The 24,117-nt window shown below is 60.0% G+C and carries 20 protein-coding genes and 1 pseudogene; 7 read left to right on the forward strand and 14 right to left on the reverse strand.

What is annotated here, in order from left to right; translation table 11 throughout:
• Window positions 1-5: 5 nt before the first annotated feature.
• The 3 genes from AC1Q9M_RS16055 to pobA are packed head-to-tail and all read right to left on the reverse strand — an operon-like array spanning window position 6 to window position 2,453.
• A complete protein-coding gene (locus AC1Q9M_RS16055; RefSeq protein ID WP_382322735.1) occupies window positions 6-869 on the reverse strand; it encodes a class III extradiol dioxygenase subunit beta in 864 nt (287 codons plus the stop codon).
• Window positions 862-1,275 carry a protocatechuate 4,5-dioxygenase subunit alpha gene (gene ligA / locus AC1Q9M_RS16060; protein WP_492434589.1) on the reverse strand — a complete coding sequence of 138 codons (414 nt, stop codon included), beginning with the start codon at window positions 1,273-1,275 and terminating at the stop codon, window positions 862-864. Before ligA ends, AC1Q9M_RS16055 begins: the two co-directional genes overlap by 8 nt.
• On the reverse strand, window positions 1,275-2,453 hold the full coding sequence (gene pobA, locus AC1Q9M_RS16065; protein WP_382322736.1) for a 4-hydroxybenzoate 3-monooxygenase: 1,179 nt from the start codon (window positions 2,451-2,453) through the stop codon (window positions 1,275-1,277). The genes ligA and pobA overlap by 1 nt, the downstream gene beginning before the upstream one ends.
• Before the next feature lie 135 nt (window positions 2,454-2,588).
• Here pobA and AC1Q9M_RS16070 point away from each other — a divergent pair, with 135 nt between their 5' ends.
• The 3 genes from AC1Q9M_RS16070 (at window position 2,589) to AC1Q9M_RS16080 (ending at window position 5,027) form a co-directional block, all read left to right on the forward strand.
• Window positions 2,589-2,891, forward strand: a complete 303-nt coding sequence (locus AC1Q9M_RS16070; RefSeq protein ID WP_382163373.1) for a hypothetical protein — start codon at window positions 2,589-2,591, stop codon at window positions 2,889-2,891.
• Window positions 2,892-3,028: 137 nt separating this feature from the next.
• Window positions 3,029-4,033 (forward strand): dihydrodipicolinate synthase family protein, encoded by a 1,005-nt coding sequence (locus tag AC1Q9M_RS16075; protein WP_382163372.1) that lies wholly within the window; start codon window positions 3,029-3,031, stop codon window positions 4,031-4,033.
• Between the two features lie 16 nt (window positions 4,034-4,049).
• On the forward strand, window positions 4,050-5,027 hold the full coding sequence (locus AC1Q9M_RS16080; protein WP_382163370.1) for a Bug family tripartite tricarboxylate transporter substrate binding protein: 978 nt from the start codon (window positions 4,050-4,052) through the stop codon (window positions 5,025-5,027).
• A gap of 60 nt (window positions 5,028-5,087) precedes the next feature.
• Here the strand turns inward: AC1Q9M_RS16080 and AC1Q9M_RS16085 are convergent, their stop codons facing one another.
• The 4 genes and pseudogenes from AC1Q9M_RS16085 to AC1Q9M_RS16100 all read right to left on the reverse strand — a co-directional run bounded on the left by AC1Q9M_RS16085 (window position 5,088) and on the right by AC1Q9M_RS16100 (window position 9,295).
• Window positions 5,088-5,660 (reverse strand): hypothetical protein, encoded by a 573-nt coding sequence (locus AC1Q9M_RS16085; RefSeq protein ID WP_382327719.1) that lies wholly within the window; start codon window positions 5,658-5,660, stop codon window positions 5,088-5,090.
• 14 nt (window positions 5,661-5,674) lie between these two features.
• On the reverse strand, window positions 5,675-7,276 hold the full coding sequence (locus AC1Q9M_RS16090; protein WP_444687866.1) for a hypothetical protein: 1,602 nt from the start codon (window positions 7,274-7,276) through the stop codon (window positions 5,675-5,677).
• Between the two features lie 63 nt (window positions 7,277-7,339).
• Window positions 7,340-8,674 (reverse strand): annotated as a pseudogene (locus AC1Q9M_RS16095) (YifB family Mg chelatase-like AAA ATPase); the annotation flags it as partial.
• 402 nt (window positions 8,675-9,076) lie between these two features.
• Window positions 9,077-9,295 carry a helix-turn-helix domain-containing protein gene (locus AC1Q9M_RS16100; RefSeq protein WP_492434590.1) on the reverse strand — a complete coding sequence of 73 codons (219 nt, stop codon included), beginning with the start codon at window positions 9,293-9,295 and terminating at the stop codon, window positions 9,077-9,079.
• 855 nt (window positions 9,296-10,150) lie between these two features.
• Between AC1Q9M_RS16100 and AC1Q9M_RS16105 the strand changes: the two genes are divergently transcribed.
• From AC1Q9M_RS16105 to AC1Q9M_RS16115, 3 genes are all read left to right on the forward strand, one after another.
• Complete coding sequence (locus tag AC1Q9M_RS16105; RefSeq protein ID WP_492434591.1) at window positions 10,151-10,570, forward strand: hypothetical protein; 420 nt, start codon at window positions 10,151-10,153, stop codon at window positions 10,568-10,570.
• A gap of 128 nt (window positions 10,571-10,698) precedes the next feature.
• Window positions 10,699-10,965: a BPSL0761 family protein gene (locus AC1Q9M_RS16110; RefSeq protein WP_492434592.1), complete on the forward strand. Its 267-nt coding sequence runs from the start codon at window positions 10,699-10,701 to the stop codon at window positions 10,963-10,965.
• Between the two features lie 118 nt (window positions 10,966-11,083).
• Window positions 11,084-11,494 carry a DUF7673 family protein gene (locus tag AC1Q9M_RS16115; RefSeq protein ID WP_492434593.1) on the forward strand — a complete coding sequence of 137 codons (411 nt, stop codon included), beginning with the start codon at window positions 11,084-11,086 and terminating at the stop codon, window positions 11,492-11,494.
• A 101-nt stretch (window positions 11,495-11,595) separates the two neighbouring features.
• Here the strand turns inward: AC1Q9M_RS16115 and AC1Q9M_RS16120 are convergent, their stop codons facing one another.
• Both AC1Q9M_RS16120 and AC1Q9M_RS16125 read right to left on the reverse strand, forming a co-directional pair.
• Complete coding sequence (locus tag AC1Q9M_RS16120) at window positions 11,596-14,694, reverse strand: DEAD/DEAH box helicase (RefSeq protein ID WP_492434594.1); 3,099 nt, start codon at window positions 14,692-14,694, stop codon at window positions 11,596-11,598.
• Between the two features lie 46 nt (window positions 14,695-14,740).
• Entirely contained in the window at window positions 14,741-15,568 is an 828-nt protein-coding gene (locus AC1Q9M_RS16125; RefSeq protein ID WP_492434595.1) for a Hachiman antiphage defense system protein HamA, read from the reverse strand.
• A gap of 426 nt (window positions 15,569-15,994) precedes the next feature.
• On the opposite strand from AC1Q9M_RS16125, the gene AC1Q9M_RS16130 reads away from it, so the two are divergent.
• Window positions 15,995-16,462, forward strand: a complete 468-nt coding sequence (locus AC1Q9M_RS16130; RefSeq protein ID WP_492434596.1) for a helix-turn-helix domain-containing protein — start codon at window positions 15,995-15,997, stop codon at window positions 16,460-16,462.
• Window positions 16,463-16,624: 162 nt separating this feature from the next.
• Here the strand turns inward: AC1Q9M_RS16130 and AC1Q9M_RS16135 are convergent, their stop codons facing one another.
• From AC1Q9M_RS16135 to AC1Q9M_RS16155, 5 genes are all read right to left on the reverse strand, one after another.
• Entirely contained in the window at window positions 16,625-17,305 is a 681-nt protein-coding gene (locus tag AC1Q9M_RS16135) for a heavy metal response regulator transcription factor (protein ID WP_492434597.1), read from the reverse strand.
• A 240-nt stretch (window positions 17,306-17,545) separates the two neighbouring features.
• Window positions 17,546-20,743, reverse strand: a complete 3,198-nt coding sequence (locus AC1Q9M_RS16140) for an efflux RND transporter permease subunit (protein WP_492434598.1) — start codon at window positions 20,741-20,743, stop codon at window positions 17,546-17,548.
• Window positions 20,744-20,753: 10 nt separating this feature from the next.
• A complete protein-coding gene (locus AC1Q9M_RS16145; protein WP_492434599.1) occupies window positions 20,754-22,058 on the reverse strand; it encodes an efflux RND transporter periplasmic adaptor subunit in 1,305 nt (434 codons plus the stop codon).
• A 7-nt stretch (window positions 22,059-22,065) separates the two neighbouring features.
• A complete protein-coding gene (locus AC1Q9M_RS16150; RefSeq protein ID WP_492434600.1) occupies window positions 22,066-23,325 on the reverse strand; it encodes a TolC family protein in 1,260 nt (419 codons plus the stop codon).
• A gap of 251 nt (window positions 23,326-23,576) precedes the next feature.
• Window positions 23,577-23,918, reverse strand: coding sequence for a CzcE family metal-binding protein (locus tag AC1Q9M_RS16155; protein WP_492434601.1), 342 nt, complete (start codon window positions 23,916-23,918; stop codon window positions 23,577-23,579).
• Window positions 23,919-24,117 lie beyond the last annotated feature (199 nt).

Below are 24,117 nucleotides of genomic sequence, written 5' to 3' on the forward strand. Positions count from 1 at the left end.
GATCGTCAGGTGGTGGTGTGAAGCGGGGGGTCCACGTCCTCGAGCACGAGCAGCCCGTAGGCCGTGTTCGACGCCGGGACGTGATAGAAGCGGTGCACCACGTCGACCTCGGCTTGCAGGGCCCCGCGCATGACGAGCCACATCACGCACTCCAGGCCTTCCGAGCCGGCTTCGCGCAGGAGTTCGAGGTGGTCCTTTTGAGCGACCTGCTCGGGCGCGGCGACAAAATCGTCCAGCCAGGCGTTGTCGAATTCGGCGTTGATCAGGCCGGCCCGTTCGCCCTGCAGCTGGTGCGAGAGGCCGCCGGTGCCGATCACGGCCACGCGCACGTCGGCGGGGTAGGCCTCGATGGCTTTGCGGATCGCCTGGCCCAGCTTCAGGCAGCGCCGGCCCGTGGGAGGCGGGTACTGGATGACGTTCACGCACAGCGGGATCACCTGGCAGGGCCAGGACGTCGGCTGGCCGAACAGCACGGAGAGCGGCACCGTCAGGCCGTGGTCCACCGTCATTTCGGAAACCACCGTGATGTCGAACTCGTCCAGGATCAGCGATTCGGCCAGGTGCCAGGACAGTTCGGGCGCACCCTGGACCACCGGCACCGGACGGGGGCCGTAGCCCTCGTCGTGCGGCTGGTAGCGCTCGGCCACCCCCAGCGCGAACGTGGGCGTGAGCGCCAGGGAAAAGCAGGACGCGTGGTCGTTGTAGACGACGATGCAGACGTCCGGCTTCGCGCGCGCGATCCAGTCCCTGGCCGCCTGCATGCCGTCGAACACCGGCTTCCAGTACGGCTCCTGCGTCTTGCCGCCATCGACCGCGGCGCCGATCGCGGGCACGTGCGAGGTGCCCACGCCACCAATCACCTTAGCCATGGGCCGCCTCCCGGTTCTGTTGCCGGCTGCGAAGGCCCGCGACCGCGCGGCCGCCGCCCACCATCATTCGCCGGAAGTCCTCGACCGTCGTCGGCGTGGCCGACATGGCGGCCCCGACGTGCTGCATGCTCAGGCCGTCGAAGATGGCCAGCTTGAAGGTGTAGTAGATGTTGCCGCCCAGGCGCAGCAGGGCCAGCCAGTCGCGCTGGAGCACGGCCTCGCGCTGGGCCTCTGTCATCGGGTAGCGGGCCAGGCAGCCCTGCGGGTCGGCGCGGAAGGCGTCGCGGTGGTCCGCGATGTCCAGCGATTTGCAGAACATGTTGAGCCCGTAGCCCATGCGCTGATGGGTGCCGTCGAACACGTAGGTGCCCGGGATGTCGTGGTAGTTGCGTGTCTGGGGTGTCATCAGGTGTGTTCCAAAGGGAGGCCGGCGTACTGTTCGGCAAGGGCCACTTGCGCGCTGGGAGAGGACTTCAGGAAATCCAGCTCGTACTCCTGCGCGCGCTGGTCGAAGGCGGTCGAGGAGGGGAAGCGGTGCAGCAGGTTGGTCAGGTACCAGGAGGTGCGCACGGAGTGCCACACGCGCCGCAGCGCCGTCTCGCTGTAGCTAGCCAGCAGGTCCGGGCTGCCGGTGCGGTAGCGGTGATCGAGCGCGCGGCTCAGGTAGTGCACGTCCGAGAAGGCGAGGTTGAGGCCCTTGGCGCCCGTGGGCGGCACGATGTGCGCCGCGTCGCCGGCGAGGAAGAGCCGGCCGTAACTCATGGGCTCGGCCACGTAGCTGCGCAGCGGCGCGATGGACTTCTCGATCGAAGGCCCCTCCACGATCGAGGCGGCCATGCTGGCCGGAAAACGCGCCTTGAGTTCGGACCAGAAGCGCGCGTCCGGCCAGTCCTCGATGTTGGTGTCCAGCGGCACCTGGATGTAGTAGCGGCTCAGCGTCGGGCTGCGCATGGACGCGAGCGCGAAACCGCGCGGGTGGTTGGCGTACACGATGTCCGGCAACGGGGGTTGCGGCGTGAGGATGCCCAGCCAGCCGAACGGGTAGATCTTCTCGAACTCCTTCAGCACGTCGGCCGGGATCGCGCGGCGGGACACGCCATGGAAGCCATCGCAGCCGGCGATGTAGTCGCACTCGATGGTGACGCGGCGGCCATCGAGCTGCAGGCTGACGCTGGGCGCATCGGTGTCGACACCGTGCAGCGCGACCTCGCCCGCGTTGAAGATCACGCGGGCGTTGCGCCGGTCGGCCGCCGCGAACAGGTCTTCCTGGATGCTGGTCTGGCCGTAGGCGACGAAGCGCTTGCCCACGTGCTTGTGCACGTCGATGAAGAACTCGCTGCGGCCGGCCCACACGATCTTCATGCCGTCGTGCGCATGGCCTTCCTGGTCCATGCGCGCCGAGAGGCCGTACTGGCGCAGCATGTCCACGGTGGTCTGCTCCAGCACGCCGGCGCGGATGCGCGCCTGGACGTAGTCGCGGCTCTGGCGTTCCACGACGACGCTGTCGATGCCGTGGTGGTGAAGGATTTCCGAAAGCAGCATGCCCGCCGGGCCTGCCCCGACGATGGCGACTTGGGTTTTCATGGTGATGTGCAAAAAGGCGCTGGTTGAGTGGGGCGGATCGTAGGAAGACCCCCCGTCCGCAACAAGTCAGCGCGGTGCTATAGCGATCGCTTCGAGCGATCACCTGAAACGCGCACGCGGAACCACAATGCCGGCATGAGCAGAAGCAGAGCGGCCGTGCGGGCCATGAAGCAACAGGCCGCGTGCGCCGGGGCGAATCCACAGCGCGCGCAGGAGGCCCTGATGGCGCTGCTGGAGCGCAGCATCCGCTTTCGCCATCGGAGGTTGGCGGTGTTGCGCCTGTGCGATGCCATGGAGTCCGGTGCACCGGTGCCCGAGGCGCAGTGGCGCTACTGCCTCGAGGCCATGCCGTGGGACGACCTCGCGTTGCGGGCGCGGCTGGAACGGGCCGCCCGCCGCCGGACGGCCGACCCCTCCTGGATTGTTCAATCTTCCTGATGAGTTGTTCAAAATCTTCCGCTTGATGCAGGGACGGGCTGGGGCTGTAATTCCCGCTCGGAACCGTTCTTGGCATGGGTCGGGCAAGAGATCTCGTGCGTGGACACCGCCATTTCAATGCCCTCAGGAGACCTCACATGCCCATGTCCGACGACGACCGGAAAAAACTGTCCCACCGCCTCTACACCGCCATGGTCCTTCCGTTGAAGGACGACGAGATCGACGAGCCCGGGCTGCGCCGGCTGGTGCGCTACTACGCGGACCACCGCTTCGCCCAGGTCGGCGGCCTGATCGCGAACCCCGAAGCGGGCGAGGTCTCGTACCTGAGCCGCGAGGAGAAGCGCCGCGTGCTGGAGATCGTGATGGAGGAAGCCGGCGGCCGGCTGCCGGTGCTGGCCGGCACCTTCGGCTGGACGACCAAGGACGCCGTGCAGGCGGCGCAGGACGCCAAGGAATTCGGCGTGGACGGCATCTTCGTCATCCCGCCCGCCGGTTCCATGGACGTGTCGGTGGCCTGGGACGCGGCCCGCTACCCCGAGGTGTGGCTGGACCAGATCCGCCTGCAGCAGGAGGCGGTGGACCTGCCCATCTTCGCGCACCCGATCTCCAACGCCACACCGCAGTGGGGGCTGGGCCTGCCGCTGGAGGCCACGCTGGCGATCTGCCGCGCCGTGCCCAATGTGATGGGCTGGAAGATGACCTATTCGCCCCAGGGCGCCCGGGTGATCGCCCGCGCGCTGCGTGAGCACCTGCCCAACGTGGCGGTCCTGCCGTCCAGCGCCCACCTCTTCCACGACTACCTGGCCTCCGGCTGGCAGTTCGACGGCGCCATCAGCGGCTCCTTCAACTACGCGATGGAGCCCATGCTGGCGCACATCGAGGCCTTCGAGCGCCTCGATCTGAAGGCCGCGCGCGAGATCTGGAACGGCGGCATGGCGCAGCTGCACGAATACGTGTATTCGGAGCCGGGCCGACTGCACGTGCGCTACAAGATCGCCACCTGGCTGCGCGGCCTGATCGATTCGCCCCTGATGCGCGCGCCCATGCCGCGCCCCCGCCCCGAAGAGATTCGCACGCTGGCCCGGCTGATGTCCGCCTGCGGCCTGGACGTGGTGCGCAGCGAAGCCGAACAATCCATCTGACCCGAGGGCCCTCACCATGAACCCCAACCGTCGCACCGTGTTGATCTCCGCGGCCGGCATGGCCGCCGCGCTGGCCATGCCCGCGCACGCGCAGGCGCCTTTCCCGAACCGGCCCATCCGCCTGGTCGTGCCTTTCCCGCCGGGGGGCTCGACCGACGTCGCGGCCCGCACGATCGCCGAGCGCATGGCGCAGGACCTGGGGCAACCCGTCATCGTCGACAACCGCCCCGGCGCCGGCACCACCATCGGGGCGGCCAACGTCGCGGCCGCCGCGCCCGATGGCCACACGCTCTACATCACCGGCACCATCAGCCACGCGTCGGCCGCCGCGCTGTACAACAAGCTGAGCTACGACCCGGTGAAGTCGTTCACGGCGGTGGGCTTCGTCACCGAGTCACCCTTCATCCTGGCCGTCAACAGCGCGGCGCGCGAACACACGGTGCAGGAGCTGATCCAGGCCGCGCGCGCCCAGCCCGGCGAGATCACGTACGCCTCCAGCGGCAACGGCGCGGCGCCCCACCTCTCGGCCGAGCTGCTGGCCCGTTCGGCCGGCGTCAAATTCCTGCACGTGCCCTACAAGGGCGTGGGCCCGGCCCTCACCGCCTTGCTGTCCAACGAAGTGCGCTTCACCGTGGCCGATGCCGGCGCCGTGCCGCACATCGCCGGTGGCCGCCTGCGCGCGCTGTCGGTGCTCAGCGCCAACCCCTCCCCCATGCTGCCCGGCGTGCCCGGGCTGGCCTCGTCGGGCATCAAGGACGTGGACATCTCCAGCAACCTCGGCCTGCTTGCGCCGGCCGGCACGCCCACCGACGTGCTGGACAAGCTCCACGCCAGCCTGAACCGCTCGCTCGCCCAGGAGGGCATCAAGGCCAAGCTGGCCGGCCTGGGGCAGCTGGTCGCCCCGCGTTCGCGCGATGAGTTCATGCGCACGCTGGTGAACGACGTGCAGCGCTACGCCAGCGTGGTGAAGGAAGCGGGCATTCGGATCGACTAGGGGCTTCCGACGGGTCGTTGAAAGAGCGTCCGCCATGGGATGCCACGGTGACAGACGTTGTCAGGGATCGCACGTGTTGCCCTCGGGCAATCGACCGGCGCTGCCCGAGACAGCGCGGTTGTAGGCAAGGTATTGCTTGGCGCGCAGCTTGGTGTTGGCGGTGATGGCTTCGATCTTGCTGCTCAAGTCATAGCCCTGTTGGTAGTCAGGCATGAAAGATAGTCGCAAGCATTTCACACTGGCCATTGACACATCGCCCAGCCTGTCCAGTTCGGCCTTGTTGTTCTGGTCCACCAGCAACTCGGCTTGCCGCACACGGGCGGCCTGTTGCGCTGCTTTCTTTTGCACATCCGTGATGGGCAGGGCCGCGATCCAGGCATCGATGTCATCGCGGATGCCGTTGTTGTCGCCATCGGGCCCTCGAAGATCGCTGGAGCGGTCCAGTTGGGGCAGTTGGCCGCTGTCTTCCAGGGCCTTGATCTGTTCGGCCAGGGTGGGCGATGCCGGGGCCGGTGAACCGGGGGGCGGCGTGCCGCCCGGCGCGTTGCTGGACGTGGTGTTACCGCCGCAGGCCGGCAGCCAAGCGACCAGCAACAGCGAAAACATTGAAATGAGAAAACGATGATGGTTCATGGTGCGTGGGTGGGTCAGTGGATGAGCGTGTCCAGCGACTGGACGATCAAGCCCCGGGTGCGGGCGTAGGCCGCGCGCGCCGTGTCGAGGTAGGTAGGCTCGAAGCCATGGCCCGTCGCGTCCCTGAGGCGCGGGGGAATGGTGATGTTGGCGGGCGGCACGCTGTTGGCACCGGTGAGGCGCAAACCGTTGATGACCAGGTCGATGCTGGCGAGCACATAGTCGCCTCGCAGCGTGGGCGAAGCTGGAGCGACATGCACCACCTGGGCCGCGACGTTCGGACGCGCAGCCCGGATGGCATCGTGGGCGTTGTTGACGAAGAGGTTGCCTTGCGAGTGGGCCACCAGCAGCAGGCTGGCGCCCTCGTCGGCATAGCGCAGCAGCCGTTCAAGGTGGGCGGCCCGGTTTTCGTAGGTGGGGGACTGGGTGAACAGCGTGAGCAACTTGAGCGTGCTGGCTGTCAGCTGGTTGAGGGCGGCGCTGGCGGTGGCGTCCAGCCACTGCAACAAGGCGTTTCCCCCGGTGCCCAGCAGGTGGAGCAGGCGCCCGGTGGTCGAGGTGTCGTGCTGATGGCGCCCGGTCAGAATGTCCCAGAAGGTTTCCCAGCGGTCGGCGAACACGCCGCCCAGTTCCCGGCTGCGCTGCTCGAACACCTCGGCCACGTCTTCAAGGCACGAGGGTTTGCCCATCACACCTTCCCCGCAAGCGGTCTGGTTGTAGAACCAGTCGTACTTGAGTGGCGCTTCATTGTGCTGAGAGCCGAATTCGACTTCGAGCCGGTCAATGCTTTTCTGTGCTGCCTCTCTCGTATTCGCCACCCCGTTGAAGAACCCGATCACCACTTCCTTTCGCGACTTCACCGTCCACCGGCCCGAGTTGCTGCAGTCGGTGCAGGTGGCGGTGAAGGTGATGGGGGTGTTGGAGCGTTGCTTGGGCACGTACTGCAGCAGCAGCCGGCCGTTGCTGTCGGTTCGCCAGTGGTTGCATCCCGCCCCACACAGCAGGCCGCCATGCTGGCCGTTGTCGGAAAGCTGAACCTTGACGGGGTGCTGGGTGATCGGCCTGCCGTCGAGCGATACCTGGGCCGTGAGATCGATGGGCGTGAGTTCCTTGTCGACGGTGTCGTGGGTGCCAACCAGCGTCACGGTGTAGGGCATGTAGGTGGGTGTCACGCAGGCTGCGTAGGCGTTGGGGTCATCGCTCTGTTTGCACACCCCCTTGGCATCGCAGAGGGTGTTGAGCGCCCGCAGTTCCCGCACTTCCACCCGGTAGCTATAAGGCTCGGGAACGTTGTAAAGCACCCCTGATGAAGTGGACCCGCCCCAGTACTCACAGCGGGTGTACTGCCCACGGGCCGGAGGATCACATCGGAGTGGGATGGCGCCGAAGCTCGCATAGAGGAATTCGGCCATGGAGGGATCCCCTCGGTAGGCGCGATAACCATCAAAGAACTCGTGCTGCAGTTTTTGCTGCGGCGTCAGCGCCCACTCGGCGGGGAAGGAGACATCGCCCCACGAGTACAGGGAGAAGCATGTGGCTTCGGCGTTGGCCCGAAGGTGCGTGGTGGCCCCGAGGAACAGCAATACCCATAACCAAAAACGAAGTCCCTTTTGCATATGCATCCTTGATTTTGAATTCCTTCTTCCTATTTTTCAAAACCAAAAATCAATGTAAATACCTCATTTTTGGGGTTCTGAGTGTCGCAACACCCGGCGGTACTGCACCGCCTCCGCCACGTGCGCGGTGGCCACCGCTTCCGCGCCCGAGAGGTCGGCGATGGTGCGCGCCACGCGCAGGGCGCGGTGCGTGCTGCGCGCGCTCCAGCCCAGGCGCGCGGCGGCGGTGTGCAGGAACTTCAGCGCGGCCGGTTCGGCGTTCACGTGCGCGTCCAGCGCCTGCCCGGCCAGGGTCTGGTTGGTGCTGCCCTGGCGGGCCTGTGCGCGCTGGCGCGCGAGGTGCACGCGCTCACGCACGGTGGCGCTGGGCTCGCCGGCCGCGCCGTGCAGCAGGTCGTCCGGCGGCAGCGCGGGCACCTCCACATGCAGGTCGATGCGGTCGAGCAGCGGGCCGCTGAGCTTGCCCTGGTAACGCGCGATCTGGTCGGGCGTGTCGCGACAGGCGCGCGTGGGGTGGCCCAGAAAACCGCAGGGGCAGGGGTTCATCGCGCCGATGAGCTGGAAGCGCGCCGGGAACTCGCTCTGCATGGCCGCGCGCGAGATGCGGATGTGGCCGCTCTCCAGCGGCTCGCGCAGGGCCTCCAGCGCCGAGCGTGGAAATTCCGGCAGCTCGTCGAGGAACAGCACGCCCTGGTGCGCCATGGAGATCTCGCCCGGCCGCGGCGGCGAGCCGCCCCCCACCAGGGCCACGGCGCTGGCGCTGTGGTGGGGCGCGCAGGTCGGGCGCTGGCCCCAGCGCTCCAGGCTGAAGCGCCCGGCCAGCGAGGCCACGGCGGCGGACTCCAGCGCCTCCAGCGTGCCCATGGGCGGCAGCAGGCCGGCAAAACGCTGGGCCAGCATGGACTTGCCCGAGCCCGGCGGGCCGACCAGCAACAGGCTGTGGCCGCCGGCCGCGGCGATCTCCAGCGCGCGCTTGGCGGCCACCTGGCCCTTGACGTCGATCAGGTCGGGGTAGCGGGGCAGGGCGGCGCGCGCGGTGGGCGCCAGGCGGGCCCAGCCGGCCTCGTCGGGTGGCGGCGGTGGCGCCGTGTCGGACTCGCGCTCGGGCAGGAAGCGCGCGACCACATCGAGCAGGTGGCGCGCGCGGTAGACCTGCGCCTGCGGCACCAGCGCCGCTTCCTCGGCGCTGCCCGGCGGCAGCACCAGGCGGGTCGGGCGCTCGGTGTCCTGCCGGTGCACGGCCAGGCTCATGGCCAGCGCGCCGCGCACCGGCCGCAGCTCACCACCGAGCGAGAGCTCGCCCGCGAACTCCCAGCCGGCCAGCCGCGCCGCGTCGATCTGCCCGCTGGCGGCGAGGATGCCCAGGGCGATCGGCAGATCGAAGCGGCCGGAGTCCTTTCCTGCTAGCTAATTTCCTCCATCGATGTCGGCGCTCTGTTTGCTAGCAATGGTGCTTGGGGCTCGAGCAAGGGGTCAAAAAAGTCCTTACCCTGCGAAGCTCAGTTGAGCAGAAAACCGTTCTTAGTGAGGGGTTCCTATCGAGCAAAGCTGGATGGTCTCAGATGGAGCCCCATGCGCGAAACGGCAAATTGGAGCTCGGATACTGAAATCGGCGCTCAACATGCTCTAGGCGGGCACGCATTGGACAACGCTAGCAGCGAATCAAGGTGCTGCAACACCCGAGAAGCTCTTGGACACGTTAGAGCTTCCAATCCCCGGGAACAGGAAGAGAGATTCTGAGGTGAGAGACACAGCTACTCATCTAGATGGCGTGCCCCGACGGCGCGAGTTCAAGCGTACCTAGCGTACCTCTTCCAGAGGATCTCTGAACAACTCAGCAGGATGTACGTTCAACCCCTGCGCAAGCTTCTCCAGGTTGTCGATGGTGATATTTCGATGCTGCCGCTCAACTTTTGCGACAAGTGTTCTGTGAAGCTCGGCTTTTGCCGCCAAGTCATCTTGAGATATGCCGAGATCTCGGCGTAGTCGGACGAGGTTGAGGGCGACCAACTCCCTCATGGAAAGATTCTTTTTACCGTTTTGCACCCGCGAAGTGTTCCAGCTTCAAACATATATGTCACCAGCGCATACGGCACCACTATTTACGGCACCCTCTTTTACGACACCGTCATATAGGGCACAATATCGGCATGACCATTGCGAAACGGCCAGCTGCGTCTATCTCGAAGACCCTTCCTGACGAGACTCCAGAGTCGTCAGACTGGAGTCCGGCGAGGCACAGGACCCATGCTGTATTGAGGGCAGAGCTATTCCTCTGCGCGGTCGTCGCAGTCCCCGAGGATGAAGAACTGAATTTGCAACTGCTGCGCCGTGAGGCCAAAGTCATCCTTGAACACTTTCCTAGGGCAGGAGACATCGCCCTGTCGTCCGCTCAGCTACCAAACATCTGGGCGCTGCCAGACGACTCGCAATACAAATAGCCATTCCAAGACTAAGGCGCGTAGTTCATGCATACCAATAACGCTGCTTGCACCTTGCGCTCTAGGCAGGAGCGAGAAGTTTGTTCACATGCTCGCGACTGCGTGTGCGTATGAACAACATAGGCGAAGCCGCATGACTCGCAGGTTGCGCATGCTGACGGGTCTCGCTTCCAGTGAGGAGAAGCGATTGATTCTCGAAGTACTTTCCATCGCGCGAGGGCTAAATAGCTCCGGCCTCATGTCATACAAGGTGCTGCGCTCAGTGCAGTCACGTCTCAAGACACGAACGGGCGTGAGGCGCCGCTGCAGACCCTCTTCAATACAGGCCGCTGTAGACGCCATGCAGCAAAGGCGCTTTCGAGTGGTAGCTCGCGTGCTTGAGCACTCAGTGCCTTCAAGGGCCTCTTTTGGACGGGTTCGGAAGGAGCCTTGATTGAGCACGGATACCAAAGCTGATCAAGTTGCGCACGACTTCCCCATACCCGCTCCCGCTGCCTGTGTGGCAGGGTCGCATGCGAAGGTGTTGGTCGAAGAGTGTGCAGGGCAATACTTGGATGACGCTCGTCACAGGCTTCTCGAACGACATGAGATTTGTGACGACCTGCTTCGTCAACTCATCAAGTACACCAAGAACAAGCTTGCTTCAAAAAGCTGCGCTGACAAGTCCGTTCTGCTCGATGGAGTAATTGCCAAGGTCAATGAGAGGCGATTCCATTGGCAACTTTCAGTGCCCGAGGTGAGCTGGATAGCTCTGCATCTTCGACAACACATTCTTTATGACTCCGAAGAGGACTCCACGCCAGTGCAGCCCGGGAACCAGGATGGCCACGAGGAACTAGGCGGTGCATCGTGACAAATTGGAAGAAGCATCAAGTTCCGAATCGCATAGTGAGCCGCCACTGTTGAGTGGTTGAACACACGCGAGTCTCTCCATAAACCCAGGGCCAACATCCTTACGGGGCCGAGTTCCAAGGAGTTCAGATGACGATTCCGTACGAGAGGACCCGAGCCCTTGTGCTTACAAAGGATTTCCTTCAGCGGCTAGTCGAAGCCCAGGACACGCAACACGCTTCGGCCCCACTGCGCGAAGAAGCAGCAGCGCTCCTGCGCCACTACCCATCTTTATCTCATATCGAACTCGCACACATAGCACTCCCACAGATCTTTGGGCCGGTTCCACCTTTCAATCGGTTAAGTGGCTCTTCAACAGTGCGGAGCGTCATTGACGGCACCAACGACGGTACGTGATGGTTGAACTGCTTTCAACCCCGCGTCTCTTCAATGTTTCTAGCATGTGCCGTTATCCAGGGTCTTGCAGCGTAGTAAGACCCCGTTTTCTCAGTGAAAGGCAACACAAAGGAGCCACATGAGGTACGAGAACGCCAAAGACGATAGTGTGCAGACTTACGTGCGCTTCCAAAAGATGCGTCCAAAAGTGAAAGTAGCGCTAGAGCGACTGATTTCTTTTGCGGAAACATCAGATGCACGCCAGGCCAAAACAGTGGCAAGCTTACTTTTGTCCATTCCCGGCTATGGCACCTTCAATCTGGCGGAACTCAAAAGCCTGAACGGTCCAGTTAGGCGCGATGTGCTCCTCTGCATCGAGGCAGCCTGCTATGGTCTTATTGTCTACACGGTACCTGGTGGCCTCCTCCGATGCATCGAGGCCGCCAAAGCTCACGGGCTTCTCAGTAGCGATGATGCTGAGCTGCTGCGTCAGATACTAGGCGGGGCTGCCGTGGCTCCACAGCCCACGTCATCGGATGAGCAGATTTGAGTGAGAGCTAGGCTGCTGCAATCAAACTATTGGCGCTTGCGCCTACAAGGCGAGAGTGTGACCACCCTTCGGGGAAAACGACATCGCTCGTCGACTTCGCTCTATAGCTGAACGGTCTGGTGTACCGATTGAAAGAACGAAGGAAGTTCCTTCAACGACTCAGCTACTTGCGCACTCTTTGTTTTAAGTGCAGCTCGTGCGATGTAAGCGGTAGTCACCTCATGGTCGACAAGCAGTTCCTGGAGCATCTGAGCCACCGTCCGCTCTGTGAAACCAACTTCATAAAACGCAATCGCACCTTGCGTCGGGAGACCATATTTCAGACGCTTCTGAAGGCGCTCTGCGAACACCTTCAGGTCCTCACGCTGCTTCTCGCTCACCGCCGTGTGTTGCACAGCTTCCCGTATGGTAGCCACTAGAAAGGCAAACTCATATCCAATGGTCTGCTCACACAACTCCACGACCATATCCACTGAGAATTTCCGCATGTACTTACCATGTGGAAACTCCGCTTCAGACATAACGTTGTGCAGCTGATGGTACGGTGCTCCCTGGAGCCAAGCATTCGCGACATGTCGAATCGCCGCAGCGGGCTGCGTATCGTGGAGTCTCTTTTCTGGGACCAGCTCAACAAGCAACGGCCACAGCAGATCAAACAGCTCGTTCTCATCTGTGACGAGTTCAAGTTCGAAGACGCTTGCAGCGAGCCAACTGTCTATGCGAAGCGCTTTCTCAATGCCAACAAGACTGCGTCCATACCTGGCCTGGACGCCGATGTCGGGAACCATCTTCTCGACTCTCTTCGCGACCAAGCCGAAGGCCGCTACGAGCGCTTGCTGCTCTTCCGCTGTTGCAATGGAGTACGCGAACGTCGAAGTTGCCAGCTCTTTGGCTGTGGACAGAAATTCCTCCTCGCTTAGGCCTTCTCGATGCGCCATCAAGAAGCTCTCTACAGCGTTCATGATGGATTTCTTGTGCTCAAACTGTTCGGCCAAATCTCTCCGTCGCTCAGGTTCCAACCGCACTTCAACGCCCGACTGGAAGAACTCCTCGAATGTGGCACCCGATGTCAGTTGATTGAGGATTTGCGTCGGGGTTGCGCCAAGTCCCAAGTCGACATCGTCAAACTCACTCCACCCTCTCGCCAGGTCGAGTAGCGAACTACCCGTGGGCTGAGCATGGGCTGGGTCTAGGAGCTCATTGACCTCTCGCCATCGGTGATTGCCACCCGTCTTGCGGTCGTTCCGCTCGTCATAAAACCCCGGGTTGGTGAACATCACTGTTCCTTCACCGTGCATTCCTGCTCTGCCGGCGCGCCCCATCAGATTGTGCAGGTCGCGAGCGGGTAGCTCATCACCCCCCTGCATCGTGGTAGTGACAAAGAGGTATCGAATGGGCAGGTTGACCCCTTGGGCCAACGTCGAAGTACAGACAACCAACTTCAGCAGCCCACGTCTCATGCCGTGCTCGACTGCTAGCCGGATTCCGTGGGGCGTGCTGCCATGATGCGCAAATATTCCAAGCTTGGCAGCCTTTGCGTGATACGAGTTCTCACCGAAACTTTGAGCGTACAACTTGTACATACGCTGAATTTCTTCTCCGTCTGAAACGACCGCCGGAGGGTCTAGTGAAACACCCCTAGGGAAGAACTCCTCAGCGGCGTCTCTAACGAGCTTTGCTGCCGATAGCTTTGTCCCACAGTAGATCGCTGCCGCTCCATTCTCGAGAACCTTCAAGGCTAGGTACAGCGCGATTGGGCCAGTATCAGATGTCGGGAATATTCGCTTCGCACGCTCCCGTCCGAACAACTTCAGCTCTTCGCCGGTTATCACTCTAGGAACATAGAAGCCTTGCGCATCAGCCGTTCTCTTTATGAACTGAAGCTGACCAGCTTTGAGGTGCGGAACTGGCCAGCTCGTAAAAGCTACCATTCGGTCAGTTTGCGCTTGCGAGTTCGCCACTGCCTTGTCGGGCGAATTGAGCAGCCATGAAGAAAGTGCGGCCGCGTTCTGAACAACCGCTGAGATTAGTACCACCTGGGAGTTTTGTGGCAGAAGACGCTTTAGCGAAGTCAGGAGCAGTTCGTAACTTACCCCTCGTGTTCCAGTGTCGAATTGATGCCCTTCGTCGTAGACAATCAGACCGATTTTTTGAATGAGTTCGGCATCCTGCCTGAGCACATAGAGCAGCTTCTCTGGCGTCACCACGAGAACTCTCGAAGTAGGCTCAACGGCCCCATTCACATCAGTTGAAAAGTCGAACTGAAAGTCCTGCTGCAAAGCGTCAGTCAGCTGATTGACCTGGACCTTGTCTTTGGAGAAAGCATCTTTTAGCGAGTCGGCGATTTCCTGGCACAGCGCTCGAAACGGTGCAACAACAACCGCCACATTTGTACGCGATGCTAGAAATGCCGCACGGATAACGAGTTCCGTTGCTTTCGATTTGCCTGCACTCGTCGGCATCTGCACTACGGCCGACCCCCCAGCGTAGACGCCCGCTTCTCCGAGCATCCGCTGTGAAGGCCAAATTTCGCGGATGGAGTTCTCCCGCTGGAGGTACTCCTTCCAAGGCTCCTTGCTCAATCCACTGAAGTGCGGAAGGAGCGTCCACGCTGAACGAGACACTCGTCGGATGGCGATAGCCGCCAGGAGGTCGCTGAAGAGCAAATCCGTCGCAGACCCGAGTTCATACGCCCAGCGGCGCAATGCTTCGACACAGTGCAGCACATTGGAAACCTCCCCCTCTCCAAAGTGCTGACCCAAAGCGGCAACGAGGTCATCCACAGGGCTGAATTCAACGGGTGTATATGACCCCGGTTCCCACGGACGTCGCAACGCCCACAAGAGAGCTTGTGACACGATGCTCTGTTCGCTGATGGCTGCAAGATTTACCTCGCGTGAAACTACGACCGAATCGCCTGGTCGGCTTGCAAGATAGTGTCCGGAGGCACTCAGAAGCAGAAGATCTGCAGTCACCTCCAAGTTCTGGCGTGAGTGCACAAACGCTTGAAGCACACGTGCCGCAAAGGTCAAATCTTCGACCTCAACCTCGTCACCACCAGCTCCGTTCGAAAGAGCGGCGATAACTACCTCGGCTGCCGCGTCACCAATAGTTCCCACAGCAAGTGGGAATTGGTCTTCTAGATGCAAACCTTCCGGAATGGCCAAGTGATACTCATCCGGTATCTTGTACTCATACATCTTCCCCTTCGAAAGCGTCACCGATGCAGCGTGACGTGCCTGCTCACTAGGCCTCATGTGCGGCCCTCTCGTAGAGAGAATGGACAAACGTCATAAGGTCTTTTGCGTGAAGCACCAAAAGCCTTAACTGCCCCCTGTTTGCGTGGAGCTCACAGGTAGTTTCAGCAATCACATCCTCGCTCAAATACTCGGAGCTCAGAACGGCCACAGCGCCGTACTGTTCAGCGTGCGGCCTGCTAAGAGGGTCTTGAAATCTTTGGACGCGGAGTGCGTCGTTGTTTCGGCCCTCTTCGAGAAGTTTGCGTTTCGCTGCATGCAGTGACTGACTTTTCCGCAGCGAGTCTTTTGATGAGTCGTTGACGGAATCTTGTAGTCGCGCTTTCGGCTTGTTCCCGCTCATCTGAGCCTTTGACTCGCCAATGAAAAGCACGTCATTTGGCTCCCACTGCTCCGGCGAATTGACGAGCCTCAAACCCAACACATCAGAACCCTTGGTGGATTCGTCTGCGACAGCCTTCGAAGAGTATCGTGTTCTAGGAGTCCAGTAGCTCTCGACATGCTCCAGGACATCGGCCAGCAGAATCTCGGCAAAGTCTCCCGAGCGCACTGCAGGGCCGAGCTTTGTGGTTCCGGAAGGGAAGACAATTTCTTGCAAGAATTTCTTGCGAGTCATCCCGGTACCGGCAATTAACTCGTCAATCTTTTCATCTAAGCAGTATTGCTGGCGAAAGTGCTTCGCCCAATTCGACACCATTTCTTCAGTAGCACCCTCGAGATTTAGCTGATACACCTCGACGTCGAGGCCATCTTTCGTTTTGTAGACCTTGTCGCTCTTTACAAGCAAGTCGAGATGAGCATGTTTTGTCGATGCCATACGCCCTTGACACTGTTATTGTTTTCGAACTAATGCAAACGCGACGTGTGCTTCACTGCCATAAACCTAGGCGAGCACACAGCATGCCTTTCTAACTCGCCCGAAAGCACCTTTTCGCCATGAGACGTTCAGACTGGCTCCGAGCGTGATGGATTTCTCCATAGGAGACCTCGCTCGGGGAGTACTTCTTGCATGCAACACCGCTTAGGGCCCGCTGGTATTCCTCACCCCCTTAGCGGCATGAGTTGCGTATCAGTGCTCAGAAGGCGGTTTCAATCTACACAGCTGTCACATCGCGCGACCCCCCAAAACACCGAGGCCGAAGTCTGTCTCCATCACAATCTGCATGCGTCGAAGCAGATTCAGTGAGAGCCTTGGCCAACTGGAGCGAGGCCACTAAGAGCAATACATGTCGTACTATGCGGCATGAACACTTTTGCGAACTCCCTCAAAGCTGAGATTGCTCGCGTGGCTCGCAAGGAGCTGAAGGCAGAGTTAGACGCACTTCGCAAGACCAATGCAAGCCAGCGCTCTGACATAGCCGCGCTCAAGCGCGACGTAAGAGCACTTCAGTCTCGTCTTCTAGTGGCAGAACGGGTGGCGAAGAAAACGGCGGCAGTGGTGTTGCCGGTCGCTGAACCTCCAACACAACCTGCTTCGCGTTCACCTGTAGGTCGACTGGGCTCCTTCAACCATCGAGCATTCTCAGAGTTTCGCGAACGTCTGGGAATTACTCAGGTGGAAATGGGGCGCCTCGTCAACGCCTCATCGCTTTCGGTGTGGAAGTGGGAGACGGCAAAGGCGCAACCTCGCGCTGCCGCCCTCTCAAGAATTCAAGCTGCGATGAAGCTCGGCAAGCGAGCCGCTCTGGCGAAAGCAAGGCCCGCCCTTTAGGGCTTGGCATCCGAGTCCACCTGCTTCCCCCGCGACAAGAGATTCAGCGCCGTCCCCACGACGCTTGCCGACGCGCCGGCAAACAGCAACCGCGCTGCTAGTCCTGCCCCACACATCTCTGCAAAGAATAGCGGTTTGGTCTCTCGTCAGGCGGCTCCGGCGTCAAGGCTCGGGCTCATCAAGCACGTACCCCATGCCACGGACTGTTCTCAACAGCTTCGCGTCGAATTCATCGTCGATTTTTGACCTTAACCGGCCCACTGCCACCACTATCACGTTGCTTTCGCAGTCGAAGTTGATGTCCCACATGAGCGAAGCAATCAAGGACCGAGGCAACACTTCCCCACGACGTCTCATAAACAGCTCGAGAAGCCCGAACTCTTTAGTGGTCAGGTCCAGCAAACGACCGGACCTCGATGCCTTTCTGCGTACTAGGTCCAACTGCAAGTCGGCCACTTGAAGTGTGGTGGACTCCTGGGACTGGGCACCTCTGCGGAGAACAGTCTTGATGCGTGCCAAGAGCTCCGAAAACGAAAACGGCTTCGCCAGGTAGTCATCAGCGCCCAATTCAAGGCCTTTTACGCGGTCCTCAATACTGTCCCTGGCAGTCAGGTACAGCACGGGCAGGTGAGGCTTCTTTCGCCTCAAAGAGCGAAGGACCGACCAGCCATCGATTCCGGGCAAGTTCACATCCAACAGCACGAGATCGTAGTCACCCTCAGTAGCCTCAATCAAACCATCGATGCCATCACGCACCAATTCAGTGTAGTAGCCGGCCTCTCTCAAACCCTGCTTTAAGTACTCGCCCGATTGGACTTCATCTTCCACTATGAGTATCTTCATATTGCAACTGTCTCCAAGGGCGACAGTTTGGCAGTTGAAGGACGCCAATCTCAGAGATGACGAACATGTAATTCAGCTGACACTACGCCAGGTAATGACGACGATGCAGTTGCTCTCACAGTCCGGAGAGCGAGAGGTTCGCACTAAGGCCAGCCGCTCAGACGAGCTGCTGCTGTTGATGTACGGCCTCCATTGCTACGACTCATGGCCTTGGCAAGTGCCAAGACCATGAGCGACACGTTATGTCGGTTGGTGCGAAGAGGGAGGCAAAACGGGAGAAGCCAACTCATCTTCAGCTTCATCTTCTTCTCGCCGATACACCAGCCGATATAGGACCGGCAACACCAGCAACGTCAGTGCAGTTGATGACAAGATGCCTCCAATCACAACTGTTGCCAGAGGGCGCTGCACCTCTGCACCGGTGCCGGTTGCAATGGCCATGGGGACGAAGCCAAGCGAAGCCACCAAGGCTGTCATCAGCACTGGACGAAGTCGCGTCAAAGCGCCTTCGAAAATAGCGTCATCCAGTCTCGCGCCACCCTCCCGGAGGTTTCGGATAAACGAAATCATCACCAGCCCGTTCAGCACGGCCACACCGGACAACGCGATAAACCCGACTGCGGCTGAGATAGAGAGGGGAATATCCCGCAGCCAAAGCGCGAGGATGCCGCCCGTAAGCGCAAAGGGAATTCCGGTAAACACGATGAGCCCGTCTCGCACGTTGCCGAACATGGCGAACAGCAAAACGAACACCAGGAGAAGTGCTACTGGGACCACGATTTGCAAGCGCTTCGTCGCGGACTGAAGATTCTCAAACTGTCCACCCCACGTGGTCCAGTATCCAGTGGGAATGACCACCTTCTCCTTCAGGGCGGCCCCGGCCTCCTCCACGAACGAGCCCAGGTCGCGTCCACGTACATTGGTGCTCACGACGATTCTTCGCTTTCCGTCCTCTCGGCTGACCTGGTTTGGGCCGGGCGCCAAATCAAGTGTCGCCAACTCTGAAAGGGGGATAAAGCTCACACGAGTGCTTCCGTCTGCCTGTGTGGCTGCCGGGAGCGTTACCGGGAGACGACGGATCGATTCCAGGTCCCCTCGCATCCTCTCAGGCAGTCGTACGACGATGTCAAATCGGCGATCTCCCTCAAAGAGGGTTCCAGCATTACGACCACCAATGGCAGTAGCAATGGTGTCTTGGATGTCTCCCACATTGACGCCATAACGTGCCGCCTTGCTTCTGTCAATGTTGATGGAAAGCATAGGCAGACCGGTGGTTTGCTCTACGTTCACCTCGCTCGCCCCATTGATAGAACCAAGGACCTCTGCGATTTCCTGAGCCGTTTTGTTCAGCACATCCATGTCGTCGCCGAACACCTTGACTGCCACGTCCGCACGCACACCCGAAATCAGCTCGTTGAAGCGAAGTTGAATCGGCTGCGAGAACTCGTAGTTGTTGCCCGGGAGTTTGCTCACCCTCTCTTGAACAGCTTCAACGAGCTCCTGGCGTGTCCGCATAGGGCTTGGCCATTGGTCTTGAGGCTTCAGCATCACATAGGCGTCCGAGATGTTCGGAGGCATGAGGTCTGACGCAATCTCGGCTGTACCTGTGCGGGCGAACACGCGCTCAATCTCAGGAAACTCCGCCACCAATGTGCGCTCAAGTTGCTGCTGCATTTGGACGGACTGAGACAAACTTGTACCTGGAATTCTCAGCGCCTGGATAGCAAAGTCACCCTCGTTGAGGCTAGGTATGAACTCACTGCCCAAGCGAGTTGCCAAAAGTCCCGACAACACAACGGCCACAGCAGCAGCGGTCAGAACAACGGCCCTTGCGCCCATGGCACGTTTGAGCAGTGGGTGGTAGGCGCGACGAGCCCAACCCATGAGACGATTTTCCTTTTCGCCAACGTTGTTGCCGATGAACATGGCGACAGCTGCGGGGATAAAGGTGATTGAGAGAATCATGGCACCCAGCAGCGCGATTACGACTGTCAGAGCCATCGGATGGAACATCTTCCCTTCCACGCCGGTAAGGGCGAAGATGGGTAGATAGACGACCATGATGATGAGCTGGCCGTAGAGCAGTGGCCTGCGAGCCTCCTGAGATGCGGCAAACACTTCATGGAATCGCTCCGCCTTTGTCAGCGGACGTCCATAGCGCTCTTGCGCATGCGCCAGGCGACGAATGCAGTTTTCCACAATCACCACGGCGCCATCGACGATGATGCCGAAGTCAAGCGCCCCCAGACTCATCAGGTTGGCGCTCACCTTCTGATTCACCATTCCGGTGAAGGTGAAGAGCATCGAGAGCGGAATGACCAGCGCAGTCAGCAACGCAGCTCGAATGTTGCCCAAGAAAAGGAACAACACCGCGATGACGAGCACGGCACCCTCAAACAGATTCTTCTTGACCGTAGAGATTGCCTTGTCCACAAGAACTGTTCGGTCATAGACAGTAATTGCGTGTACGCCCTCTGGAAGATTCTGATTAATCTCCTCCATCTTCTTCGCAACAGCTTGGGCGACAGTTCGGCTGTTCTCGCCCAATAGCATGAACACCGTGCCCAGCACGACTTCGCGACCGTTGTCCGTGGCCGCACCAGTTCTCAAGTCCTGGCCAATTTCGACCTCAGCAACGTCGCGGATTCGAACCGGAGTTCCACTGTTGTTCGCCAAAACGACATTGCGTAAATCCTCAAGGCTGCCGACTTGGCCAGGAGCCCGAATCAGATACTGCTCGCCACGTCTCTCGATGTAGCCGGCGCCCACGTTGGCGTTGTTTCGCTCGAGAGCTTGAACGACGTCCGGCAACGTCAACCCGTAGGCCAACAAGCGCTCCGGTATCGGAGCAACCTGGAACTGTCTCTCAAAGCCGCCGATAGAGTTAATCTCAGTCACACCCGGCACATTGCGGAGTTGCGGTTTGATGATCCAGTCCTGAATCACACGAAGGTCGGTCGGCGTATACGGCTTACCGTCCGAATTCTTCGCCCCTTCTTCAGCCTCCACGGTCCAGAGGAAGATTTCACCCAGGCCGCTAGATATTGGCCCCACAGCTGGGTGAACGCCTTCAGGCAGAGAGCTGACCGCACCCTGCATTCTCTCGTTCACCAACTGGCGCGCGAAGTAGATGTCGGTGCCGTCCTTAAAGACCACGGTGACCTGAGATATGCCATAGCGCGAGATGGACCGTGTTTGTTGAAGGCCAGGCAGCCCGGCCATGACGGTCTCAATCGGGAACGTGACGCGCTGCTCTGTCTCAAGAGGCGAGTAGCCAGGTGCGGCCGTGTTGATTTGCACTTGGACATTGGTGATGTCCGGCACGGCATCAATGGACAACCTTTGGAAGTTGTACACGCCGAGCCCAACCATTCCGAGCACGGCCAACATAACCAGCCATCGTTGTTCGATGGCGAAGCGGATGATGCGTTCAAACATAGTGGGGACCTTAGTGCGCGTGCGTCGCCGAGCTCTTGCCCTGCTCAGACTTGACGACGAAGCTGCCGTCTGCGGCATAAGACTCACCAGCCTTCAGGCCATCCAGAATCTCAACCCGCTGACCATCAGTGCGTCCGACACGCACAGCTTTCGCGACAAAGCCGCCTTCAACCTTGGTGAAGACCGAAGTCTTGTCCTCCACAGTTTGAAGCGCGTTTGCATCGACTGTTATCGCCGATGCCTTGTCATTGTCATTCGTAAGCACCTCGACGGTTACGAAGAGCCCAGGCCGCCAAGCGCCCTGCGGGTTGCTCAGTTCAACACGAGCAGGTGCCGTTCGAGTTTGAGCACCAATCAGCGAGCCAACAAACGCAATCTTTCCATCCGCAACAACATCTGCGGCGTCAGCTTTTACTCGTACACGCTCCCCGACTCGAACTTTGGCAAGGTCACTTGCACCCACGCTCATCTCAGCCCACACCGTTGAAAGGTCGGACAAGGTAAATACGTTTGCGTCCTCGCGTACGGCCTCGCCGATAGCGATGTGCTTTTCCACGACCATCGCATCGAACGGCGCCCGCAGCTCAACTCGACCTAGAGCACCGGAACCTGCTGATGCCCCAAGTGTCCGCAACTTCTGAGTGGCATTTGCCACTGCAATCTCTGCTTCACGCAAGGCTTGTCGGGCTTGCAGGACATCCTGTTCCGGCGAAATCTTCTGCTGCCAAAGTGTGTTTTCGCGTTCGTATGTCGTCTGTGCAAGCTCACGACGCTTCGTTGCCGCTTGGAGCTCAGACCTAACCTCCGAAACGGCAGAACTAGAAATCACCGCCAAGACTTGGCCTCGAGACACCTTCTGCCCGAGATTTGCGCTCACACTTTCAACGACCCCCGCTGCTCGCGGAACGATGTGCGCGGTTCGGTCCTCGTTAAATCGAATCTCTCCAGGGAGCTGCAGCGTGGTGCGAATCACAGCAGCACCACTTTCCTTAATCACGATACCGGCTGCCTTCACCTGCTCGTCCGTCAGAGCCACCTTTTCCTCATCCTCCTTGTGCGCATCTTCGCTTGCTCCGGACGGTGACTTGCCCTGCTCGGCAGAGGTGCTGGAGCCAGTTTCCTTGACTCCTACTTTGCTAGCACCCTCTTCGACGTGTGAGCTTTCTTCTCCATGGCCATGGCCATCGCTTTCGCCGTGGCTCTCTCCACCTCGCAGGATTAGAGCTCCCCCGATTGCGCCCAGCACCAGGATGATGGCGATGATGATGAGCTGCTTTTTCTCAGGTCTTGCATTCATAGGTGATTTGGTGGCCATGGCAGATTCAGTTCAGAGTGTTGTTTCCAAGAAGCCGAGCGACATCTGCTGCCGCTCGATGAGATTCGCCTAGCGAGCGCAGGTACTGGGACCGAGCCTGGAGCAAAGTACGTTGTGCATCGAGAACGTCGAGGTATTCGAACTTTCCGAGCTCAAAACCTTGCGCGGCGGCGTCGAATGCGAGTTGTGCACTGGGAAGGATTTCCGCACTGACGGCGGCCACCTCTTGTGAGGCGATTTCCATTCGCTGCCTTGCAATCGCGAGATCCGCTCGCAACCGCAACTCAAGTGCCCTCGCGTCGTCTTCCGACTTGTCCTTCAGTCGCAGCGACTGGATGATGTTTCCGCGATTGGTGTCAAACACGGGCAGTGGAATCGAAACCCCAACGATGGCCGTCGAGCGACCGTCCTGCTGAGAACGCTGCATGCCGAGGCTTACGGCTATGTCTGGCTTCCTCTTTGCCTGTTCAAGGTCTGCAAGTGCTGACAGTCGGCTGGTCTCAAGTCGAGCTTGTCGCATCGTCGGTGAGTTCTCCACGCGAGCCTGCAGAACGTCGATTGGAGGGAGTGTCGGAAGAAGCAAGGCGTTTCCGTCTAACGCGTCGAAAGGCACCCCACCAGCCAACAGCGCACGCAACTCTTGAAGCTGCGCTGCCAGCTCACCCTGCGCCTGGACAAGCTCGAGGCGTACGTTAGCCTCTGCGACCTTCGAGCGCGTCTCCTCCAGAGGAGACACCTTCCCAGCCTGGACGCGCTTGGACGCAGCCTGGCTGCCAGAACGAGCGATGTTCAGAGACTCTTGCGCCAACCTCACACGCTCCTGCGATAGAAGCGCAGATAGGAATGCGGCCGTGATGTCTGCCTTCAATTGAGCTTCAGTCGCCTCGCTCTTAACGCGAATTGCTTCCAGTGCGCGCTCCGCCGCAGCAACTCTCGCTGAGCGTTTTCCCCCAAGCTCCAAAGGCTGGCTCAAGGTAACTGTTGTGCTGCGCATACCGGAGCGGAGGTCCTCCACCTCCAGGTCAAGCGACGGGTTTTGATAGACCCCCGCCTGCGTGAGCGCGCCTTGAGCAGCATCTATCTCACGTCTGGCAGCGGATAACGTAGGGCTGTTGTCGATTGCGGCCTGCAGTGCCGCACCCAAAGTCAGCGGCTGAGACGCTTGCGTGGAGGACGCTACTCCTACTGATGGGGCGCTAGTGGGAGCGACTTGCTGCGCGTTCGCTCCAAATCCGACGAGCATCGCAAGCCCCAGGGCGAGCGACATGGGTTTCCTGGTCATTTGGCTTCTCCCGTTGACCTAAATATCAATGAACGAATCGAGGCAGCACGGCAGTGCTCTGCTATTTGCACAAGCGAGTGACGCAAAGTCGTGGTGGCCATCAGATGGAATCTCGGTCCTGGTGCTCAACTGGCCTAAGCTGCTCGAGCGGTGGGGTACCGCTTCTTCGGAGCAAGTTTTTTTTGACAGCTCAGCCTTGAAGTGGTCTGAGCACGTCGCTTGGCCAAGAAGACCTGCTACCGGCGATAAAGCTGGTTTCTAGCCACGTAAACGCGGTATTCCTTGGCGACGAAACCGGAAGGAGAAAACTGCTTCAGGTTCCAAGACCGACCATCAAGGCCGTTGAAGGTCCAAGCAAACGTCTTCCCGCCTGCACCCTGAAATAAGATGGTTTCGCCATATGTGACACTGGCGGACTTCGTGGACATCACATCCACCACGCGTGCGTTCTTTGCTTCCACAGCAAGTTGTCCATAAGGGGACTCGCCACTACGAAGCGTGTCTGCCGAAGCAGCAGTTGTGAGAAGAGAAGACGATGCAAGGGCTAACGCCGTAAGCACGACTTGAAGTGTTTTCATCAGGGCCTTAGAGTCGGTCGAAGCAGGAGCCAAAGTTCTCTTTTTGGCACTGACGGAACTGTAGAACTGCCATCTCCACAGTTCGAAAACCGGTAAATGACAAATCAGTCATATTGGGTGTGCACCGGCGACCGAAGAGCTCGTGAGACTCTTCAGGAGCAGCCATGAGACTGCTGCCAAAGATGCAATCACAGGGGGC

It is taken from the genome of Hydrogenophaga sp. GW823-FHT04C09, assembly GCF_058796355.1.